Here is an 18917-nt window from a genome sequence, read left to right as displayed (position 1 = left end):
TGCCTGGCACGGACTGTGCCAGTGCCTTCGCCGGCATCTTTCAACTCTCTCCCCTCGACCATGACACAACAACAAGAACGGACGGCGCGTTCGCTGCGCCGCTCGGCCGCCCTTTGCTGCGCTGCCGCAGCGCTGATCGTGGCGGCGCCGGCCCAGGCCGATCCCGCCGTCCATGTCGCCTACGGCCGCGACCCCGGCCACGGCCTGAACAAGTACGAGATCGGCCTGAACTGGGATTCGGGATTCGCCTACGGCAATCCACAGGGCTGGCTGGCCAAGCTGCAGTGGGAAGTCGAACTGGCCCGCTGGAACGCGCGCACCGGCAACAATCGCCGCGACGTGACCGAGATCGGCTTCTCGCCGATCCTGCGCGTCGAAAAGCATGGCTGGAGCGTGGTGCCGTTTGCCGAGCTGTCGGTCGGCCTGCGGCTGATGAGCGCCACTTCGACGTCGGACTCGCACGACTACAGCACCGCGTTCCAGTTCTCGGACATGGTCGGCGTGGGCGTGGCCTTCGGCCCGCAGAAGCGCGCCGAGGCGGGTTTCCGCTTCCAGCACATCTCGAACGCCAGCATCAAGCGGCCGAATCCGGGTACCAACTTCTACACCGGCTACGTGCGCTACCGCTTCTGAGCGGGTCGTTGGCGCCGGTCGTTGGCGTAGCCAGAGGCGTGCGCGGCTAGCCGCCGCCGCGCACGCCGTCGAAGAATTCCCACAGCGCCGGCGCATCGCTGGTCGCGATATTGAAGCGGATCCACGGCGAATCGGTCTCGTCCGGCGCGAAATAGCTGCCGGGTGCCAGCCACACGCCGTGCGACAGCGCGCGCGTCGCCAGTTGTCCGCCGGACAGCCCGTGCGCGGCGGCGGCCGCGCCGTCGGGCGCCCCTCGCACGCGCGCCCAGGCAAACATGCCGCCTTCCGGGCGCAGCAGCACTTCGAGGCCGTGCGCCTCCATCTTCTCGGTGACCCGGTCCTGCTGCGCGCGCAGCCGGGCCGCCAGCGCGTCGACATGGCGCGCGTAGTGGCCGCCGGTCAGCACCGCATAGACCAGCCGCTCGGTCACCTCCGACGAGGTCAGCCCGACCGCCATCTTGGTGCGGGCGAAGGCCTTGGCCAGTTCCGGGCTGGCCGCCAGATAGCCGACCCGCAGCGACGGCGTGATGGTCTTCGAGAACCCGTTGACATAGACCACGTGCGACAGCCCGTCCATCGCCGCGAGCATCGGCGCGCCGGCCGGCGCCAGCTCCCGGTAGATATCGTCCTCGACCACCAGCAGCCGGTGCTGCTCGGCCAGTTGCAGCACGCGGTGCGCGTTCATGCTGGTCAGCGTGCCGCCGGTCGGGTTCTGCAGCACCGTGTTGACGAACAGTGCGCGCGGCCCGTGCCGGCGGATCGCCGCGTCGAGCGCGTCGGTATCGAGCCCCGCCGCGCCGCGCGGCACGCCGACGACCTTCAGCCCGGCGAGCCGGAGGATCTGCAGCAGATTGCAGTAGCACGGGTCCTCGACCAGCACGGTATCGCCGGCGCGCAGCAGCGTGCGCACGACCAGGTCCAGCGCCTGGGTCGCGCCCTGCGTCAGCACCACCTGCTGGGCCTGCATCGGCATGCCGTACTGCGCCAGCCGCGTGGCGATGTGCTCGCGCAGCGCGGCGAAGCCATAGGGATGGCCGTAGCCCGACACCTGCCCGGCCGGCACGCGCGCGGCGGCGCGGATCGCCTGGTGCAGCCCTTCCTCGTTGAGCCAGTCGCCCGGCAGCCAGCCGGCGCCGGCCTTGATCGGCACCGAGTGGTCGGCGAACACGTCCGACAGCAGCCAGGCGGCGTTCAGCGCCGGGGTTTCCCAGCGGGGGTGGTGCGCCTGTTCGGTGCTGGGCTGGCGATGCGCCACCGTGTAGCCCGAGCCGGCGCGCGCCGCCAGGTAGCCGAGCGCGGTCAGCCGGCCGTAGGCCTCGGCCACCGTGAACGTGCTGACGCCATGCTGCGCGGCGAAGCGCCGCACCGAGGGCACGGCGATGCCGGGGCGCAGCGCGCGCCGGTCCACCAGCGCGGCGATGCCGGCGACGATCTGTTCGGTCAGCGTGTCGCCGCCACGGCGGCTGCGGGTCAATTCGAGCTGGATCATGCGACCGCATTGTGGGGGCGATGCCTGTACAGTTCAAGCGGGGCGAAGCGCGCCGCCGGACCGCTCGGTCATGCCACGATGGCGCGGATTGTCGGCCAATACCGCGGCATCGCGATGATGGCACTGGGTTGGGGCGCTCCTGTACCTGTACGGTTTGAGGCGAAAAAACAGTACGGTAAGGCGAGCATTTCACAACCGTATATTTTTAGCTGAAGCAGCGCTCGCTACAGTGGCCGGATCGCTATCCCGCACCATCGGGCGCTTCGGCGCGGTGGCGCGGACCCCGAACGACACCCGGAACGACATCCGGACGAACCAAGGAGGAAGTAATGGACGCCGCCAAGACCGTGATTCCCGATCTCGATGCGCTGTGGATGCCGTTCACCGCGAACCGCCAGTACAAGGCGGCGCCGCGGCTGCTGGCTTCGGCCAGCGGCATGTACTACACGACCCACGACGGCCGCAAGATCCTCGACGGCTGCGCCGGCCTGTGGTGCGTGGCCGCCGGGCACTGCCGCAAGGAGATCGCCGACGCGATCGCGCACCAGGTGCAGACGCTGGACTATGCGCCGCCGTTCCAGATGGGGCATCCGCTGTCGTTCGAGGCGGCCAGCAAGGTGGCGGCGATCATGCCGTCGGGCCTGGACCGCATCTTCTTCACCAACTCGGGCTCCGAGTCCGTCGATACCGCGCTGAAGATCGCGCTGTCCTACCACCGCGCCCGCGGCGAGGGGCAGCGCACCCGCTTCATCGGCCGCGAGCGCGGCTATCACGGCGTCGGCTTCGGCGGCATGGCGGTCGGCGGCATCGGCCCGAACCGCAAGGCCTTCTCGGCCAACCTGATGCCCGGTACCGACCATCTGCCGGCCACGCTCAATATCGCCGAGGCGGCCTTCTCCAAGGGGCAGCCGACCTGGGGCGCGCATCTGGCCGACGACCTCGAGCGGATCATCGCGCTGCACGACCCGTCCAATGTCGCCGCCGTGATCGTCGAGCCGCTGGCGGGCTCGGCCGGCGTGCTGGTGCCGCCAGTCGGCTATCTCGAGCGGCTGCGCGAGATCACCAGCAAGCACGGCATCCTGCTGATCTTCGACGAGGTGATCACTGCCTTCGGCCGCCTGGGCGCGGCCACCGCGGCCGAGCGCTTCCAGGTCACGCCGGACCTGATCACGATGGCCAAGGCGATCAACAACGCGGCCGTGCCGATGGGCGCGGTGGCGGTCCGGCGCGAGGTCCACGACACGGTGATCGACGCCGCCGCCGCGGGCGCGATCGAGCTGCCGCACGGCTACACCTATTCGGGCCACCCGCTGGCGGCCGCCGCGGCGATCGTCACGCTGGACCTGTACCGCAGCGACGACCTGTTCGGCCGCGCCGCGAAGCTCGCGCCGCTGTTCGAGGAGGCCGCGCACGGCGTGCGTGGCGCCCCGCACGTCAAGGACATCCGCAACCTGGGCCTGGTGGCCGGCATCGAGCTCGAACCGCGGCCGGGACAGCCGGGCGCGCGCGGCTACGAGGTCTTCCTGAAGTGCCTGGAGCGCGGCGTGCTGGTTCGCTACACCGGCGACATCCTGGCCTTCTCGCCGCCGCTGATCGTCACCGAGGCGCAGATCGCCGAGCTGTTCGACACGGTGCGGCAGGTGCTGAAGGACGTGCAGTAAGGCGTCGCGCGCGCGCCGCACCGCGGCTTGATTTTCCCCTCTCCCGCCTGCGGGAGAGGGGCAGGGGAGAGGGCAGCGGGCGGTCGTTCTGCCATCGCGGATCGAAACCACCCCTTTCCCCAACCCTCTCCCCCCTGATGGGGAGAGGGAGAACACCCGCCGGCGTGGATTCCTTCTCTCGCCGATAAGCCGCCCGCCTTCCCCGGATTCTCCTGCCCCGAACCCCGAAGCCCGCCTCCATAAGTGACGGCTTGGCCGGCACGGTTCGCTAAACTAGGCGCCTTTTTTGCCCCGGCCGGCACACCTTGCCGGCCCGCGGGCTGCCCGCGCGTCCGCCCAGGCGGTGGCGCGCGCGGGCATTGGCGACCGGTCATCCACAGGCCGGCCAACTCGATCCTGGCGACACCGCGTGACCGACCCCGGGGCGGATGCCGCCAATGCAGGAGATCCCTTCATGAGCTTGTTCCGCACCAAGGACATCGAAACGATGCTCGCCGCGAGCCGCGACGATGGCTTGAAAAAGGTGCTCGGCCCGGTCGACCTGGTGATGATGGGCATCGGCGCCATCATCGGCACCGGCATCTTCGTGCTGACCGGTACCGGCGCGCTGACCGCCGGTCCGGCGCTGACGCTGTCCTTCGTGATCGCCGCGCTTGCCTGCGGTTTCGCCGCGCTGTGCTACGCCGAGTTCGCGACCGCGATCCCGGTGTCCGGCTCGATCTATACCTACAGCTACGCCACGCTGGGCGAGATCGTCGCCTGGATGATCGGCTGGGACCTGCTGCTCGAATACGGGCTGGCAACCTCGGCGGTGTCGGTGGGCTGGTCCGGCTACTTCCAGTCGCTGCTGTCGGGCTTCGGCCTGCAGTTGCCGGCCGCGCTGACCGCGGCACCGGGCGCGGTGCCCGGCGTGCAGACGGTACTGAACCTGCCCGCGGTGCTGATCATGCTGGCGATCACCTGGGTGGTGTCGTACGGCGTGCGCGAGTCGGCGCGCGTCAACAACATCATGGTGGCGATCAAGGTCGCGGTGGTGCTGCTGTTCATCGTGGTCGGCGTCTGGCACGTCAAGCCGGCCAACTGGCAGCCCTATGCGCCGTTTGGCTTCGCCGGCATCGTCAATGCGGCGGCGCTGGTGTTCTTCGCCTTCATCGGCTTCGACGCGGTGACCTCGGCGGCGGAGGAGGTGCGCAACCCGCGCCGCGACCTGCCGATCGGCATCATCGGCTCGCTGGCGGTCTGCGCGCTGCTGTATGTCGCGGTGGCCGCGATCATGACCGGCATCGTGCCGTTCCCGAAGTTCGAGGGCATCGACCATCCGGTCTCGCTGGCGCTGCAGTACGCCGGCGAAAACTGGGTCGCCGGCTTCGTCGACCTGGGCGCGATCCTCGGCATGACCACGGTGATCCTGGTGATGACCTACGGCCAGACCCGCATCCTGTTCGCGATGTCGCGCGACGGGCTGCTGCCGGCCAGGCTGTCGCAGGTGCATCCGGTGCACGCGACGCCGTTTCACGCGACCTGGACGGTCGGCATCGTGTTCTCGTCGATCGCCGGCCTGGTGCCGTTGAACGTGCTGGCCGAGCTGATCAATATCGGCACGCTGTCGGCCTTCGCGCTGATCTCGATCGCGGTGCTGGTGCTGCGCCGGACCCGGCCCGACCTGCCGCGTACCTTCCGCTGCCCCGGCGTGCCGGTGGTGCCGCTGCTGTCGGTAGGCTTCTGCCTGTTCCTGATGGCGCATCTGCAGCCGTTCACCTGGATCGCCTTCCTGCTGTGGCTGGCGCTGGGCCTGGTGATCTATTTCGGCTACGCGCGGCGCAACGCCGTGCTGCACCGCTAGCCGACGGCCGAACTGTCAGAAAAAACGCCGGAACAGTACCTGGGAAACTGTCTGGAACTGTCACTGGGATGGCCGCGCCGGCCGTCCATAATGAAATCGTGCATCGAAGCACGTCGTGGCGCCGCCGTCCGTGCGGTCGCCCACAGTGGCAGCAGGCCTGGCGCAGCGGGCAACAACCGTCGCGGAATACCGAAAGGCTTTCCGACCATCGCCGTCCACCATGCCCGCCTGGGCAATGGCCGGCCCGCGTGCGGCGCGGCCGGCGGGCGGCGGTTGGACGGGCCGGCTCCGTTCGATGCCCATCGACAGGAGCAGCACCATGCAGGAACTCAGGGACTTCGAGCTGGACCAGGCCGGTACGCCGGTCAGCTGGCGCGCGCGGCCGGGCCAGCGCATCGTCGCGCGCGAGGGCAATATCTGGCTGACGGTGGAAGGGCAGCGCGGCGACGTCTGGCTGGCGCCGGGCCAGTCGTTCGACCTGCCCGACGGCGCGTGGGTATGGATTTCGGCCGACGCGCCGGGGGCGCGCTTCACGGTGGCGCAGCAGTCCGCGCCGCTGTCATGGCGCGCTCTGGCCGCGCTGCTGCGACCGCGGCCGCGGCCGGACCCGATCCGGCTCCCGGAGCCGTCCGCCGGCTGGTGGCCGGCGCGGCATCTGTCGCGCTAGGCGGCGGCGCTCAGCGCGCCGGCGTCGCGGTCGACAGCGTGGCGGCGACCGCCTGCCACAACGGTTCCAGCCGCTGCCGCTCGTTGTCGGCGGCCTGCGGCGGCAGCGACGGCGTGCGGCACAGCAGCACCGCGGTCTGGCCGGCCTCCGGCAGCGGCACCCACCAGACGCGGCCGTACTGCAGACGGCCGCCGTCGCTGGCGATGGAGAAACTGGCCCAATTGGCGCGGTGATTGGCCAGCCGGACCGTGCCCTGGGCGATCACCTTGGCGCCGGCGCCGGTCAGCGCCTTCAGTTCCTCGGTGGCGCGCGCGGCGGCCGCCGCGCTTGCAGCGTCCTTCCCCGCTTCCTTGGCCCCGTCCTTGGCCCCGTCCTTCGCGCCATCCTTCGGCAGCGGCCGCGCCAGCAGATCGATCGTCGACAGGCCGTTGCCGCCCTGGCTGGTGAAGGCAAAGATGGCGTTGTCCGGCAGCAGCTTTTCGCGGGCCGGATCGCGCTCCCACGACAGCGGCATGCGCAGCATCAGGTCGATCGCGCCGGCCTGCCGGATGCCCTTGGTGGTGTAGCTGCGGGCCATCGGCGAGGCCAGTTCGGCGGCGGGTTTGTCCTCGTAGACCGCGGCCAGCAGCAGCTGCAGCGAGGCCTTCTCCATGTCCCCCTGGGCGCTTTCGCGCACGCGCTGCAGATAGGCCTGCATCGCGGGCTCCGAGGCCAGCGCCGACTGCATCGCCTCGCGGTCCATTTCCAGCACCTTGGTCGCCAGCCGGGCGCGATCGGCGGCGGGCAGCGGAATGTCCTGGAACAGCCGGGTCACCGTCGCCAGCGCATCGGGATACTGGCGGTCGAACGCATTGCGCACCTGCTGGATGTCGTTGCGCAGCGACGGGTATTTGGCCGCGGCGCGCTCCAGCGTGGCGTTCTGGTTGGTCAGATAGCCGTACAGGCTGGTCAGACCCGAGATGGCCGCAGGCGTGTAGTCCCACGCGATGGCACTGGCAGGCAGGCCGATCAGACCCGCCACCAGCGCAAGGCGCGGCAGCCACGGCACGCAATGCCGCATAGGAATCTCCCTTCAGTAGGTCGACACGGCCGGCGGTGCGTGTCCTTTGTTGTGCCGACCGGAGGTCCGAGTCCCGGCGGATGTTCTGGATTGTAGCCGAAGGCAGAGGGCGTCACGTGCCGTTTGCTGCCCGCTGGTCAGGCCCGACGGGATGGGCCTACAATCGACTGGCCCGCCGGCGGCTGCGCCGTGCGGGCGACCCCAGACAATATGGCCAGCAATGGCCGCACAACGCGATGGCCGGTGCTTCGGCGGCGCAGTCTGTCCGCCGGTCCCGGCCTCACCGGGTGGAGACCATGACCGATCTGTCAGACCTGCGCAAGGCAGGCGCCGAAGCCGAGGCCGCTACCGTGGCGCCGGCACCCGCGCCCGCCGGCCCGCCGACCCACAAGGTCCGCTTCGTTACGGCCGCATCCTTGTTCGACGGCCACGATGCTTCGATCAACATCATGCGCCGCATCCTGCAGGCGCAAGGCTGCGAGGTGATCCACCTCGGCCACAACCGCTCGGTCGAGGAAGTCGTCGCGGCCGCGCTGCAGGAGGACGTCCAGGGCATCGCCGTGTCCAGCTACCAGGGCGGCCACGTCGAATACTTCAAGTACATGGTCGACCTGCTGCGCGAGCGCGGCGGCGCCCATATCCAGGTGTTCGGCGGCGGCGGCGGGGTGATCGTGCCGGCGGAGATCCGCGAGCTGCAGGACTACGGCGTCGCGCGCATCTACAGCCCCGAGGACGGCCAGCGCATGGGCCTGGTCGGCATGATCGCCGACATGGTGCGGCGCTGCGACTTCGACCTGTCGCGCCATGCCCCCGCGACGCTCGATTCGTTGCGTGCCGGCGATCGCCGGGCGCTCGCCCAATGGATCACCGTGCTGGAGAACGGCAAGGCCGATCCCGCGCTTGCCGCGGCGCTGCATGCCGACGCCGCCGGCATCGCGACCCCGGTGCTGGGCGTGACCGGCACCGGCGGCGCCGGCAAATCGTCGCTGACCGACGAGCTGATCCGCCGCTTCCGGCTCGACCAGCAGGACGGCCTGCGCATCGCCGTGATCTCGATCGACCCGTCGCGCCGGCGTACCGGCGGCGCGCTGCTGGGCGACCGGATCCGCATGAACGCGATCCACCATCCCCGGATCTACATGCGCTCGCTGGCCACGCGCGACGCCGCCAGCGAGGTGTCGCGGGCACTGCCGGACGCGCTGGCGGCCTGCAAGGTCGCCGGCTTCGACCTGATCGTCGTCGAGACTTCGGGCATCGGCCAGGGCGACGCGGCGATCGTGCCCCATGTCGACCTGTCGCTGTACGTGATGACGCCCGAGTTCGGCGCGGCCAGCCAGCTCGAGAAGATCGACATGCTGGACTTCGCCGACTTCGTCGCGATCAACAAGTTCGACCGCAAGGGCGCGCAGGACGCGTGGCGCGACGTTGCCAAGCAGATGCAGCGCAACCGCGAGCAATGGCATGCGCGCGCCGAGGACATGCCGGTCTACGGCACGCAGGCCTCGCGCTTCAACGACGACGGCGTGACGATGCTGTACCTGGGCCTGCGCGAGGCGCTGGCCGCGCGCGGCCTGGTGCTGCGCGACGGCACGCTGCCGCGGCTGGCGGGACGGCAGAGCACCGGCCGCAACGCGATCGTGCCGCCGGCGCGCAGCCGCTATCTGGCCGAGCTGGCCGACACCGTGCGCGGCTATCACAAGCGCGTGGCCGCGCAGAGCCGGATCGCGCGCGAGCGGCAGCAGCTGCGCGAGGCACGGCGCATGCTGGCGGAGGCGTCGCCTTCCGCCGGGGCCGGCGCGGTGGAGGCATTGCAGGCGCTCGAGGCCGAGCGCGACGGCGCGCTGGGCGAGACCGAGCGCGCGCTGCTGTCGGGCTGGCCCGCGCTGCGCGAGGCCTACAGCGGCGAAGAGCATGTGGTCACGATCCGCGGCAAGGAGCTGCGCACCGGCCTCGTCACCACCACGCTGTCGGGCACACGCCTGCGCAAGGTGGCGCTGCCGCGCTTCACCGACGAGGGCGAGCTGCTGCGCTGGCTGATGCGCGAGAACCTGCCGGGCTATTTCCCGTACACCGCGGGCGTCTTTCCGTTCAAGCGCGAGAACGAGGATCCGACCCGGATGTTCGCCGGCGAGGGCGATGCCTTCCGCACCAATCGCCGCTTCAAGCTGGTCTCCGAAGGCATGCCGGCCAAGCGGCTGTCGACGGCATTCGATTCGGTGACGCTGTACGGCGAGGATCCGGACCTGCGTCCCGACATCTACGGCAAGGTCGGCAATTCGGGCGTCTCGATCGCGACGCTCGACGACATGAAGGTGCTGTACGACGGCTTCGACCTGATCGATCCGCAGACCTCGGTGTCGATGACGATCAACGGCCCGGCGCCGGCGATCCTCGCGATGTTCATGAATACCGCGATCGACCAGCAGCTCGAGCGCTTTCGCCGCGAGCAGGGCCGCGAGCCCGATGCCGGCGAGGCCGCGAAGATCCGCGCGATGGTGCTGCAGAACGTGCGCGGCACCGTGCAGGCCGACATCCTGAAGGAGGACCAGGGCCAGAACACCTGCATCTTCTCGACCGAGTTCTCGCTGAAGGTGATGGGCGACATCCAGCAGTACTTCGTCGATCATCAGGTGCGCAACTTCTACTCGGTGTCGATCTCCGGCTATCACATCGCCGAGGCCGGTGCGAATCCGATCTCGCAGCTGGCCTTCACGCTGGCCAACGGCTTCACCTATGTCGAGGCCTATCTGGCGCGCGGCATGCATATCGACGACTTCGCTCCCAACCTGTCGTTCTTCTTCTCGAACGGCATGGATCCGGAGTACAGCGTGCTGGGCCGCGTCGCGCGCCGCATCTGGGCCGTCACGCTGCGCGACAAGTACGGCGCCAACGAGCGCAGCCAGAAGCTGAAGTACCACATCCAGACCTCGGGCCGCTCGCTGCACGCGCAGGAGATCGACTTCAACGACATCCGCACCACGCTGCAGGCGCTGATCGCGATCTACGACAACTGCAATTCGCTGCATACCAACGCCTACGACGAGGCCATCACCACGCCGACGGCGGAATCGGTGCGGCGTGCGCTGGCGATCCAGCTGATCATCAATCGCGAATGGGGCGTCGCCAAGTGCGAGAACCCCAACCAGGGCAGCTTCCTGATCGAGGAGCTGACCGACCTGGTGGAGGAGGCGGTGCTGCAGGAGTTCGAGCGGATCGCCGAGCGCGGCGGCGTGCTCGGCGCGATGGAGACCGGCTACCAGCGCGCCAGGATCCAGGAAGAGTCGATGTATTACGAGCAGCGCAAGCACGACGGCTCGCTGCCGATCATCGGCGTCAACACCTTCCGCAATCCCGACGGCGATCCGACCCAGGCCACCTTGGAGCTGGCACGCTCCAGCGAGGACGAGAAGCAGAGCCAGTTGCAACGGCTGCAGGACTTCCACGCCCGCCATGCCGACCAGGCACCGGCGATGCTGGCGCGGCTGCGCCAGGCGGTGATCGACGACGAGAACGTGTTCGCGGTGCTGATGGACGCGGTGCGGGTCTGCTCGCTCGGGCAGATCACGCATGCGCTGTTCGAGGTCGGCGGACAGTATCGACGCAACATGTAGCGCTTGCCGAACGGCACGACAGCGCCGGGCCGCCGTGCCCGGCGCTGTCGTTTTCCGCGGCCATCGTCGCGCGCCGCAATTTCGCACGACCGTGCGTTAAACTCGCAGGCGGCGCCGCATTGCCGCCGCCACGCATTCCCGAACCGGAGCTCACGGTGTACGACCCGAACAATATCTTTGCCCGAATCCTGCGAGGCGAGCTGCCTTGCCACAAGGTCTACGAGGACGCCGACACGCTGGCCTTCATGGACATCATGCCGCAGTCCGACGGCCACGTGCTGGTGCTGCCCAAGGAGGCCGCCGCCGAGCTGTTCGAGCTGTCGGAAGGCGCCGCGCAGGCCGCGATCCGCACGACCCAGCGCATCGCGCGCGCGGTGCGGGACGCGTTCGAACCGGACGGCCTGTCGATCGGCCAGTTCAACGGCGCCGCCGCCGGCCAGACCGTGCCGCACGTGCATTTCCATATCGTGCCGCGCTACGCCGACCGCCCGCTGCGCGGCCACGCGAGCGAGCCGCAGGATCCGGCCGTGCTGCAGCAGCACGCGGCGCGCATCATCGCGGCGCTGGGCTGACGCCCGCGCGCGGCCCGACTGCACCTCCATCCCCGATCCATTCCTATTCCATTCGCAAGCAGGGAGACAGCATGACAATCCACACCGTCGGCATCATCGGCGCAGGCACCATGGGCAACGGCATCGCGCAGGCATGCGCGGTGGTCGGGCTCGATGTCGTGATGGTCGATATCAGCCAGGGCGCGGTCGACAAGGGCATCGCCACGATCGCCGGCAGCCTGGACCGGCTGATCAAGAAGGACAAGATCACCGAGGCCGACAAGAACGCCGCGCTCGCGCGCGTGCGCGGCTCGACCGCGTACGAGGACCTGAAGGCCGCGCAGATCGTGATCGAGGCCGCCACCGAGAACTACGAGCTCAAGCTCAAGATCCTGAAGCAGATCGATGCGCTGGTCGGCGACGACACCATCGTCGCGTCCAATACCTCGTCGATCTCGATCACCAAGCTGGCCGCGGCGATCAACCGGCCCGAGCGCTTCATCGGCATGCATTTCTTCAACCCGGTGCCGATGATGGCGCTGGTCGAGCTGATCCGCGGCCTGCAGACCAGCGACGCCACGCACGCGGCGGTCGAGCAGCTGTCGAAGCAGCTCGGCAAGTATCCGATCACGGTGAAGAACAGCCCGGGCTTCGTCGTCAACCGCATCCTCTGCCCGATGATCAACGAGGCCTTCTGCGTGCTCGGCGAGGGCCTGGCCTCGCCCGAAGAGATCGACGAGGGCATGAAGCTCGGATGCAATCATCCGATCGGCCCGCTGGCGCTGGCCGACATGATCGGGCTCGACACGATGCTCGCCGTGATGGAGGTGCTGTATGCCGAGTTCGCCGATCCGAAGTACCGGCCGGCGATGCTGATGCGTGAGATGGTGGCCGCCGGCTACCTCGGCCGCAAGACGGGACGCGGCGTCTACGTCTACAGCCAGAGCCGCTGAAGTACCGGCCGCTGAAGTAGCGGCCGCTGAAGTACGGCCGCTGAAGTACGGCCGCTGAAGTACGGCCGATAACCCACCGATCGGCCGCTCCGCGGACCGGCCCGCGTGCCGGTTCGCGTCTTTCCCTGTGCCCGTCCGCCTCGTCTTCCCGAACTTCCTCTCGCTTCGTTTCCCCTGTCCTCTCCACCATCCGCGTCCTGCACGAGCACGAGTACGCGCGAATGACGCTTCGCGCTCCGTGCCCGCCGCGTGGTGCCATTTCCATCGACAAAGAATCGGTCGCTTTCCGAAAAGTGGCCTCGTCGCGATCCGTACGATGACCGCCTCCACTCACCCTATGAGGATCGAAAGTCATGGCGACGTTTATCGGACAGGTGAAAAAGACGACGTACGATCAGTACTACCAGCACGTGCGAAGCAATCCAGGCGACTTCGTGGCGCGCGTCCTCGGACAGAAGGCCAGTGGGCCGGAGCCGAGCGGCCGATTCCAGATCGGCGAGGAGATCTTCACGCTGAAGCTGGTTACCAAGGGAAAGACACGGCGGCTATGCATCGAGCGCCAGTTCGAGAACGGCGAATCGTTGGTGCAGACGCGGATCCGGCAGCTGATGGACTATCTGTTCTTCCGCAGCAGCACGCGCAGGATGGAGCGGGCGCTGCGCAGCGGATCCACCATCACGGCGGGCCTGGTCAAGGGCCTGCGCGGGCATGCCGATCGCGTTGTCGAAGAGCTGTGGCCGGGCTTCGAGGCACCGCTCGCCGAAGCCGGCGCGGCCGAACGGCGCGGCCAGGCGGCGTCGAACCGGCGCCCGATCTCCGAGCGCGCGCTGGGGACGCTGGTATCGCTGAACCCGGGAGAAATCGACGCATGGATCCGCTGTCCCGAAGAAGGTCCGGTGAGCCTGGAACAGATCGATCGCGGCAAGTCCAGGATCGAGGACGACATCCTGGTGCTGTCGTTCAAGAGCGGAGGCGATGCCATCGAGTTCCGGCTGCACGCCCGGGGTAGCGGCTCGCCCGAGCGCAAGCAGCGCGCCCGCCGCGACATGGAGCGCTTGCTGTCGATCGCCAGGGGTGACCGAGAGGATTGCGGTTACCGGAACATGGCCGAACTGATGGGCCGTTTCATGGTCGCGACGATCGAGGACGAAGCCCCGCGGCTGCTGGAACAGTGGGCGCGCGGCATCCTGTCGGATAACGAGAATCACGAAGTCAGGCCGCTGCTGATCTGCACGGTCAAGAAGGATGGCAGCCCGGAGTCGACGCGGGCGACGCGGCGGGCCCTGGCCCGCGCCGTCGACGAAGCCATGGCGTCGTGCCGGGCTTGCGCGGCACAGCGCTTCCAGGCGATCCTCAATGGGGTGTGCCGCGACAAGGCCGATCGGATTGTATCCGCGGTGCTCGATGCACGCGCGAGCCTGATCGAGGCGATCCAGCAGAAGGCCAAGCCCTTTGTCGCCGGACAGCGGCTCGCCGCGTTCGTGCGCCAGGTCGTGCAGGAACGGGGTGTGTCGGCCGCCGCGGCGCAGGCGCTGCACGACGACCGCCCGGCTGGCGCGGCCTTGCCCGAGGGCGTGCGACTGGCGCGCTTCACCCGCAAGCCGGGGCTGCTCGATTGGATCTCGGGCGAGCGGACTCACGAGGAGGTGCTGGCGGTCGCATCGCGCAAGGATGGCGAGGCGTTGCGCTTCGTGCCGCAGGGACGGCCGAGCCTGGCGAAGTGGGCATGGAAGACCATCCGCCTGGCCGAGGTGCCCAAACATATCGAAGGCGATGCCAAGGCATTGCATCAGACGGTATTCGACGTTTCGCTGGGCCAGTTCTACCAGAGGGAGATCGTTCCGCTGCTCCACGACAGCGTGCGCCGGCTACAGAGCCAATTTGCCTTCGAGTGGAAAGCCGAAGAAGACGTGCCGACCGAGCTGTTGCTCAGGCTGACGTCCAGTCTGCGAATCGGCAATACGACCTGCGGCTACCTCCATCGCTGGGCGGGCGAAGCGGCCGGGGCAGGCGGTGCCGGGGGACCGTCCGCGGAGCGCGTCGTCGTGGCCGACGAGATCGAGGTGGTTTCCGGTCCGATCGCCGAGCAGCCGATCTCGCCGCAACAGGCCGCGGCGTACGTGCTGAGGCAGGAACTGAAGTCCGTGGTCCCCCCGGTCGCCACGGTGGCGGAGACGGACTGCGAAAAGCCCGTCACGGTCTACACCGACGGCAAGTTCGAGTCCTTGCATCAGTTTGACCTGGACGCGCCGCGCAAGCCGAACGATCGCCCGCAGCGGCATCCGGTGGACAAGGGCAAATCGCCGAACCCTCAGCAGCCAGCCGCATCGCCTTCCTCCACGTCTTCCACGTCTTCCACGTCCTCCACGGCTTCCACGTCCTCCACGGCTTCCACACCTGCCACATCTTCCACGCCTGCCACGGTGCCGCCGTCCGCGCCGCCGCTGCCCGAACGGGTGCCAGCCGGGCAAACGGCGCCGGTCTGAATCCGATGCCTCACTCGCCGTACTGGCGCAATCCTTCGAGATCGAGCACCTCGATCTCGCCATAGTCGACCCGAACCAGGCCTTGCTGCTCCAATACCTTCAGGGCCTGGTTCGCCCGCTGCCGCGAAATGCCGGCCAGCAGTCCGATCTCTTCCTGCGAAATTTCCAGCTTGGTGCCGATGCCCGGATACAGGTGCTCGTTGAACAGCGACGACACCGCCCGCGCGACGCGCGAGTCGATATCGAGCAGCCGCTCGTATTCGACCGCGGCGATGAACTGGCCGAGCCGCTCGTTGAGCTGCGTCAGCAGGAAGCGCGTGAACGGCAGGCTGGTATCGAGCAGCCATTGGAAGGTCTCGCGCGGCAGGAAGGCGATGCGCGAATGGCGCAGCGCCATCACGTCGTACTTGCGGATCTCCTGCTTGAGGGCGGCCCCTTCGCCGAACCAGCCGCCGGTCGGCACGCCGGTGAAGGTTACCGACTTGCCCGATGGCGACACCGTCGTGATCTTGACGATCCCCTCCAGCACGCCGAGCCAGTGCTCGGCCATCTCGCCCTTGTGGCAGACGTAGTCGCCGGGGTTGTATTCGCGCACGAACATGGCCTGCCGCACCCGCTGGCGCTGTTCGTCGCTGAGGTCGGCGGCCCAGATGCACCGGTCCAGAAAGTCGTTGAGCATGCCTGCTAGGCTCCGGTCGGGAGTCCGGCGAGGACTCCGCTAGGGATTAACCCGGAATTGTCACCGACGTGACAACCGGGGGGAGGGGCATCGGCTATCTTACGTTCACCACGGACCGACCCGCGCGCAAAGGCGCGGCCACGATATCCCTGGCGCGCCGCGGCCGTCTGGCCGGCGGGCGACCAGCGGCAAGTATAACGATCGGCACCGGCGCTTGGCACCGGCGGGAACCCACCCGCCGGAGGGACAGGAGACAGCGATGCAGGACAGGTCGGCAACGACCTTCCCGCGACTGCTGCTGGCGCATGCGCAGCAGCGGCCGGATCATCCGGCCTATCGCGAGAAGGATCTCGGTATCTGGCAGACGAGCAGCTGGTCGCAGGCGGCGCAAGAGGTACGCGCACTGGCCTGCGGGCTGGCGGCGCTCGGCTTCGGCCGCGGCATGAACCTGGCGGTGGTCGGCGACAACCGTCCGCGGCTGTACTGGGCCATGACCGCCGCCCAGGCGCTGGGCGGCGTGCCGGTGCCGCTGTATCAGGACGCGATCGCCAGCGAAATGGTCTACGTGCTGCGCGACGCCGAAATCGCGTTCGCGGTGGTCGAGGACCAGGAGCAGGTCGACAAGCTGCTCGAGGTCGAGCAGGACCTGGCCGCGCAGGGCGGTGCGGTGCGCCACCTGATCTATGAAGACCCGCGCGGGCTGCGCGACTACGACCATCCGTCGCTGATGTCGTATGAGCGCCTGCAGGAGATCGGCCGCGAATACGACCGCGCGCATCCGGGCTTCTTCGACCAGGCCGTGGCGGCCGGCGATCCGGACGATACGGCGATCATCCTGTACACCTCGGGCACCACCGGCAAGCCCAAGGGCGTCTGCCATTCGCACCGCGGCCTGATCGGCGCGGCGATGCATGGCTGCGAATTCGACCGGCTCGGCCCCGACGACGATGTGCTGTCGTACCTGCCGATGGCCTGGGTCGGCGACAACCTGTTCTCGTACGCGCAGGCGCTGGCCGCGGGCTTTACCGTCAACTGCCCCGAGTCGCGCGAGACCGTGATGACCGATCTGCGCGAGATCGGTCCGACCTATTACTTCGCGCCGCCGCGCATCTACGAAAGCCTGCTGACGCAGGTGATGATCCGCATGGAGGATGCCGGCTGGCTCAAGCGCAAGCTGTTCGACCGGGCCATGGCCGTGGCGCGCCGCTGCGGCGCGGACATCCTCGATCGCCGTCCGGTGCCGCTGCTCGAGCGGATGCGCTACGCGCTCGGCGAATGGCTGGTCTACGGCCCGCTGCGCAATGTGCTCGGCATGAGCCGCATCCGCGTGGCCTATACCGCGGGCGAGGCGATCGGCCCGGACCTGTTCCGCTTCTATCGCTCGATCGGCATCAACCTGAAGCAGTTCTACGGCCAGACCGAGACCTGCGCCTATGTCTGCCTGCAGCCCGACGGCCAGGTCAAGTTCGACTCGGTCGGCCCGGCCGCGCCCGGCATGGAGATCCGCATCGCCGACAACGGCGAGGTGCTGGTGCGCGGCGTGGGTCTGCTCAAGGCGTACTACAAGCGCGACGATGCGACGCGCGAGGCGATCAACGACGACGGCTACTTCATGACCGGCGACGCCGGCGTGATCGACGCCGACGGCCATCTGAAGATCATCGATCGCGCCAAGGACGTCGGCAAGCTGGCCGACGGTTCGATGTTCGCGCCCAAGTACATCGAGAACAAGCTCAAGTTCTTCCCCTACATCAAGGAGGCGGTGGCGTTCGGCACCGGCCGCGACCGCGTCTGCGCCTTCGTCAACATCGACTTCGAGGCGGTCGGCAACTGGGCCGAACGGCGCCATCTGCCGTACGCGGGCTATATCGACCTGGCCGCGCAGCCGCAGGTGATCGAGCTGATCACCGGATGCGTGGAGCAGGTCAATGCCGACCTGGCCAAGGATCCGGCGCTGTCCGGCTCGCAGATCGCGCGCTTCCTGATCCTGCACAAGGAGCTCGATCCGGACGACGACGAACTGACCCGCACGCGCAAGGTGCGCCGCGGCTTCATCGCGGAGAAGTACGCGGTGCTGATCGACGCGCTGTATGCCGGCCGCGCGGAGCAGTTCATCGAGACGCGCGTCAAGTTCGAGGACGGGCGCGAAGGCAGCGTCAGCGCGACGCTGAAACTGGTGGATGCCCGGCGCTTCCCGCCGGCGGCAGCGGCGCAGGCCGCGACGGCAACGCAGGCCGGCGCCGCGACGCCCGCCGAGCAAGCGGCATAGCAGGGGCAGGAGGATGACGCAGATGGCGTGGCAAGGCGTGGAGCGGCGGGCCGACGGCTCGCCTGAATGGTCCGGCGCAGGGGCAGGGCCCGGGACACAGCAAGCCGGCGAGCCGCTGGCCGAAGGCGGCGTGGCGATCGAGGCGGAGTCGAAGTCGAACCAGCGTGCGACAGGGGCGACAGCGACGCGGCATGGCGAGGTGATCCTCGATCTGCAGCATATCTCGCTGTCGTTCGGTGGCGTCAAGGCGCTGACCGACATCTCGTTCGACGTCCGGGAGCACGAGATCCGCGCGATCATCGGCCCGAACGGCGCCGGCAAGAGTTCGATGCTGAACGTGATCAACGGCGTCTATCACCCGCAGCAGGGACGCATCGTGTTCCGCGGCGAGGAGCGGCGCAAGATGCATCCGACCGCCGCCGCGCGCCAGGGCATCGCCCGCACGTTCCAGAACATCGCGCTGTTCAAGGGCATGACCGTGCTCGACAACATCATGACCGGGCGCAACACGCGCTTTCGCTCCGGGCTGCTGGCCAACGCGCTGTGGTGGGGACCGGCCCGCAACGAGGAGATCGCGCACCGGCGCAAGGTCGAGGAGGTGATCGACTTCCTCGAGATCCAGTCGATCCGCAAGACGCCGGTGGGGCGCCTGCCCTACGGCCTGCAGAAGCGCGTCGAACTGGCGCGCGCGCTGGCGGCGGAGCCCTCGCTGCTGCTGCTGGACGAACCGATGGCGGGCATGAACGTCGAGGAGAAGCAGGACATGTGCCGCTTCATCCTGGACGTCAACCAGCAGTTCGGCACCACCATCGTGCTGATCGAGCACGACATGGGCGTGGTGATGGACATCTCCGACCGCGTGGTGGTGCTCGACTACGGCAAGAAGATCGGCGACGGCACGCCCGAGCAGGTCAAGTCCAACCCCGAGGTGATCCGCGCCTACCTGGGCGCGTCGCACTGAACGGCATCGCCCACTTGCGCAACGCTGACTCCCGTCCTTCACCGAGGCCACGCC

At 68.5% G+C, this 18917-nt stretch carries 13 protein-coding genes; 10 read left to right on the top strand and 3 right to left on the bottom strand.

What is annotated here, in order from left to right:
* Nucleotides 1–60 precede the first annotated feature (60 nt).
* Nucleotides 61–633 (top strand): acyloxyacyl hydrolase, encoded by a 573-nt coding sequence (locus M1D55_RS23380; protein WP_023263830.1) that lies wholly within the window; start codon nucleotides 61–63, stop codon nucleotides 631–633.
* 46 nt (nucleotides 634–679) lie between these two features.
* Here the strand turns inward: M1D55_RS23380 and M1D55_RS23375 are convergent, their stop codons facing one another.
* Complete coding sequence (locus M1D55_RS23375) at nucleotides 680–2122, bottom strand: aminotransferase-like domain-containing protein (protein ID WP_023263831.1); 1443 nt, start codon at nucleotides 2120–2122, stop codon at nucleotides 680–682.
* A 329-nt stretch (nucleotides 2123–2451) separates the two neighbouring features.
* Here M1D55_RS23375 and M1D55_RS23370 point away from each other — a divergent pair, with 329 nt between their 5' ends.
* The 3 genes from M1D55_RS23370 to M1D55_RS23360 all read left to right on the top strand — a co-directional run bounded on the left by M1D55_RS23370 (nucleotide 2452) and on the right by M1D55_RS23360 (nucleotide 6293).
* Nucleotides 2452–3783, top strand: coding sequence for an aminotransferase class III-fold pyridoxal phosphate-dependent enzyme (locus tag M1D55_RS23370; protein WP_456281945.1), 1332 nt, complete (start codon nucleotides 2452–2454; stop codon nucleotides 3781–3783).
* A 454-nt stretch (nucleotides 3784–4237) separates the two neighbouring features.
* Nucleotides 4238–5626: an amino acid permease gene (locus M1D55_RS23365; RefSeq protein WP_064575070.1), complete on the top strand. Its 1389-nt coding sequence runs from the start codon at nucleotides 4238–4240 to the stop codon at nucleotides 5624–5626.
* Nucleotides 5627–5945: 319 nt separating this feature from the next.
* Nucleotides 5946–6293: a DUF2917 domain-containing protein gene (locus tag M1D55_RS23360; RefSeq protein WP_064575072.1), complete on the top strand. Its 348-nt coding sequence runs from the start codon at nucleotides 5946–5948 to the stop codon at nucleotides 6291–6293.
* 10 nt (nucleotides 6294–6303) lie between these two features.
* On the opposite strand, the gene M1D55_RS23355 is transcribed toward M1D55_RS23360, so the two are convergent.
* The gene (locus tag M1D55_RS23355) at nucleotides 6304–7353 is read right to left on the bottom strand and encodes a hypothetical protein (RefSeq protein ID WP_456281944.1); all 1050 of its coding nucleotides are present in this window, start codon (nucleotides 7351–7353) and stop codon (nucleotides 6304–6306) included.
* A 296-nt stretch (nucleotides 7354–7649) separates the two neighbouring features.
* On the opposite strand from M1D55_RS23355, the gene icmF reads away from it, so the two are divergent.
* The 4 genes from icmF to M1D55_RS23335 all read left to right on the top strand — a co-directional run bounded on the left by icmF (nucleotide 7650) and on the right by M1D55_RS23335 (nucleotide 14954).
* Nucleotides 7650–10964, top strand: coding sequence for a fused isobutyryl-CoA mutase/GTPase IcmF (icmF, locus tag M1D55_RS23350; protein WP_456281943.1), 3315 nt, complete (start codon nucleotides 7650–7652; stop codon nucleotides 10962–10964).
* A 155-nt stretch (nucleotides 10965–11119) separates the two neighbouring features.
* Nucleotides 11120–11536, top strand: coding sequence for an HIT family protein (locus M1D55_RS23345; RefSeq protein ID WP_023264791.1), 417 nt, complete (start codon nucleotides 11120–11122; stop codon nucleotides 11534–11536).
* A gap of 71 nt (nucleotides 11537–11607) precedes the next feature.
* Complete coding sequence (locus M1D55_RS23340) at nucleotides 11608–12468, top strand: 3-hydroxybutyryl-CoA dehydrogenase (protein ID WP_006578654.1); 861 nt, start codon at nucleotides 11608–11610, stop codon at nucleotides 12466–12468.
* A gap of 644 nt (nucleotides 12469–13112) precedes the next feature.
* Nucleotides 13113–14954: a hypothetical protein gene (locus tag M1D55_RS23335; protein WP_456281942.1), complete on the top strand. Its 1842-nt coding sequence runs from the start codon at nucleotides 13113–13115 to the stop codon at nucleotides 14952–14954.
* 10 nt (nucleotides 14955–14964) lie between these two features.
* On the opposite strand, the gene M1D55_RS23330 is transcribed toward M1D55_RS23335, so the two are convergent.
* Nucleotides 14965–15633, bottom strand: coding sequence for a Crp/Fnr family transcriptional regulator (locus tag M1D55_RS23330; RefSeq protein ID WP_006578248.1), 669 nt, complete (start codon nucleotides 15631–15633; stop codon nucleotides 14965–14967).
* Nucleotides 15634–15892: 259 nt separating this feature from the next.
* Here M1D55_RS23330 and M1D55_RS23325 point away from each other — a divergent pair, with 259 nt between their 5' ends.
* Both M1D55_RS23325 and M1D55_RS23320 read left to right on the top strand, forming a co-directional pair.
* Entirely contained in the window at nucleotides 15893–17902 is a 2010-nt protein-coding gene (locus tag M1D55_RS23325) for an AMP-dependent synthetase/ligase (RefSeq protein WP_456281941.1), read from the top strand.
* A 13-nt stretch (nucleotides 17903–17915) separates the two neighbouring features.
* Complete coding sequence (locus M1D55_RS23320; RefSeq protein WP_006578246.1) at nucleotides 17916–18863, top strand: ABC transporter ATP-binding protein; 948 nt, start codon at nucleotides 17916–17918, stop codon at nucleotides 18861–18863.
* Nucleotides 18864–18917: the final 54 nt, after the last annotated feature.

This window comes from Cupriavidus sp. JZ107 (assembly GCF_053903255.1).
Note: the sequence above shows the minus strand (reverse complement) of the source record. Positions and strands in the feature narration are given on the sequence as shown.

What these genes read in the sequence shown, in the direction of transcription:
- M1D55_RS23325 (WP_456281941.1), top strand. Translation starts at nt 15,893, where the DNA reads ATGCAGGACAGGTCGGCAACGACCTTCCCGCGACTGCTGCTGGCGCAT.
- M1D55_RS23320 (WP_006578246.1), top strand. Translation starts at nt 17,916, where the DNA reads ATGACGCAGATGGCGTGGCAAGGCGTGGAGCGGCGGGCCGACGGCTCG.
- M1D55_RS23340 (WP_006578654.1), top strand. Translation starts at nt 11,608, where the DNA reads ATGACAATCCACACCGTCGGCATCATCGGCGCAGGCACCATGGGCAAC.
- M1D55_RS23335 (WP_456281942.1), top strand. Translation starts at nt 13,113, where the DNA reads ATGGAGCGGGCGCTGCGCAGCGGATCCACCATCACGGCGGGCCTGGTC.
- M1D55_RS23370 (WP_456281945.1), top strand. Translation starts at nt 2,452, where the DNA reads ATGGACGCCGCCAAGACCGTGATTCCCGATCTCGATGCGCTGTGGATG.
- M1D55_RS23330 (WP_006578248.1), bottom strand. Translation starts at nt 15,633, where the DNA reads ATGCTCAACGACTTTCTGGACCGGTGCATCTGGGCCGCCGACCTCAGC.
- M1D55_RS23360 (WP_064575072.1), top strand. Translation starts at nt 5,946, where the DNA reads ATGCAGGAACTCAGGGACTTCGAGCTGGACCAGGCCGGTACGCCGGTC.
- M1D55_RS23380 (WP_023263830.1), top strand. Translation starts at nt 61, where the DNA reads ATGACACAACAACAAGAACGGACGGCGCGTTCGCTGCGCCGCTCGGCC.
- M1D55_RS23375 (WP_023263831.1), bottom strand. Translation starts at nt 2,122, where the DNA reads ATGATCCAGCTCGAATTGACCCGCAGCCGCCGTGGCGGCGACACGCTG.
- icmF (WP_456281943.1), top strand. Translation starts at nt 7,650, where the DNA reads ATGACCGATCTGTCAGACCTGCGCAAGGCAGGCGCCGAAGCCGAGGCC.
- M1D55_RS23365 (WP_064575070.1), top strand. Translation starts at nt 4,238, where the DNA reads ATGAGCTTGTTCCGCACCAAGGACATCGAAACGATGCTCGCCGCGAGC.
- M1D55_RS23355 (WP_456281944.1), bottom strand. Translation starts at nt 7,353, where the DNA reads ATGCGGCATTGCGTGCCGTGGCTGCCGCGCCTTGCGCTGGTGGCGGGT.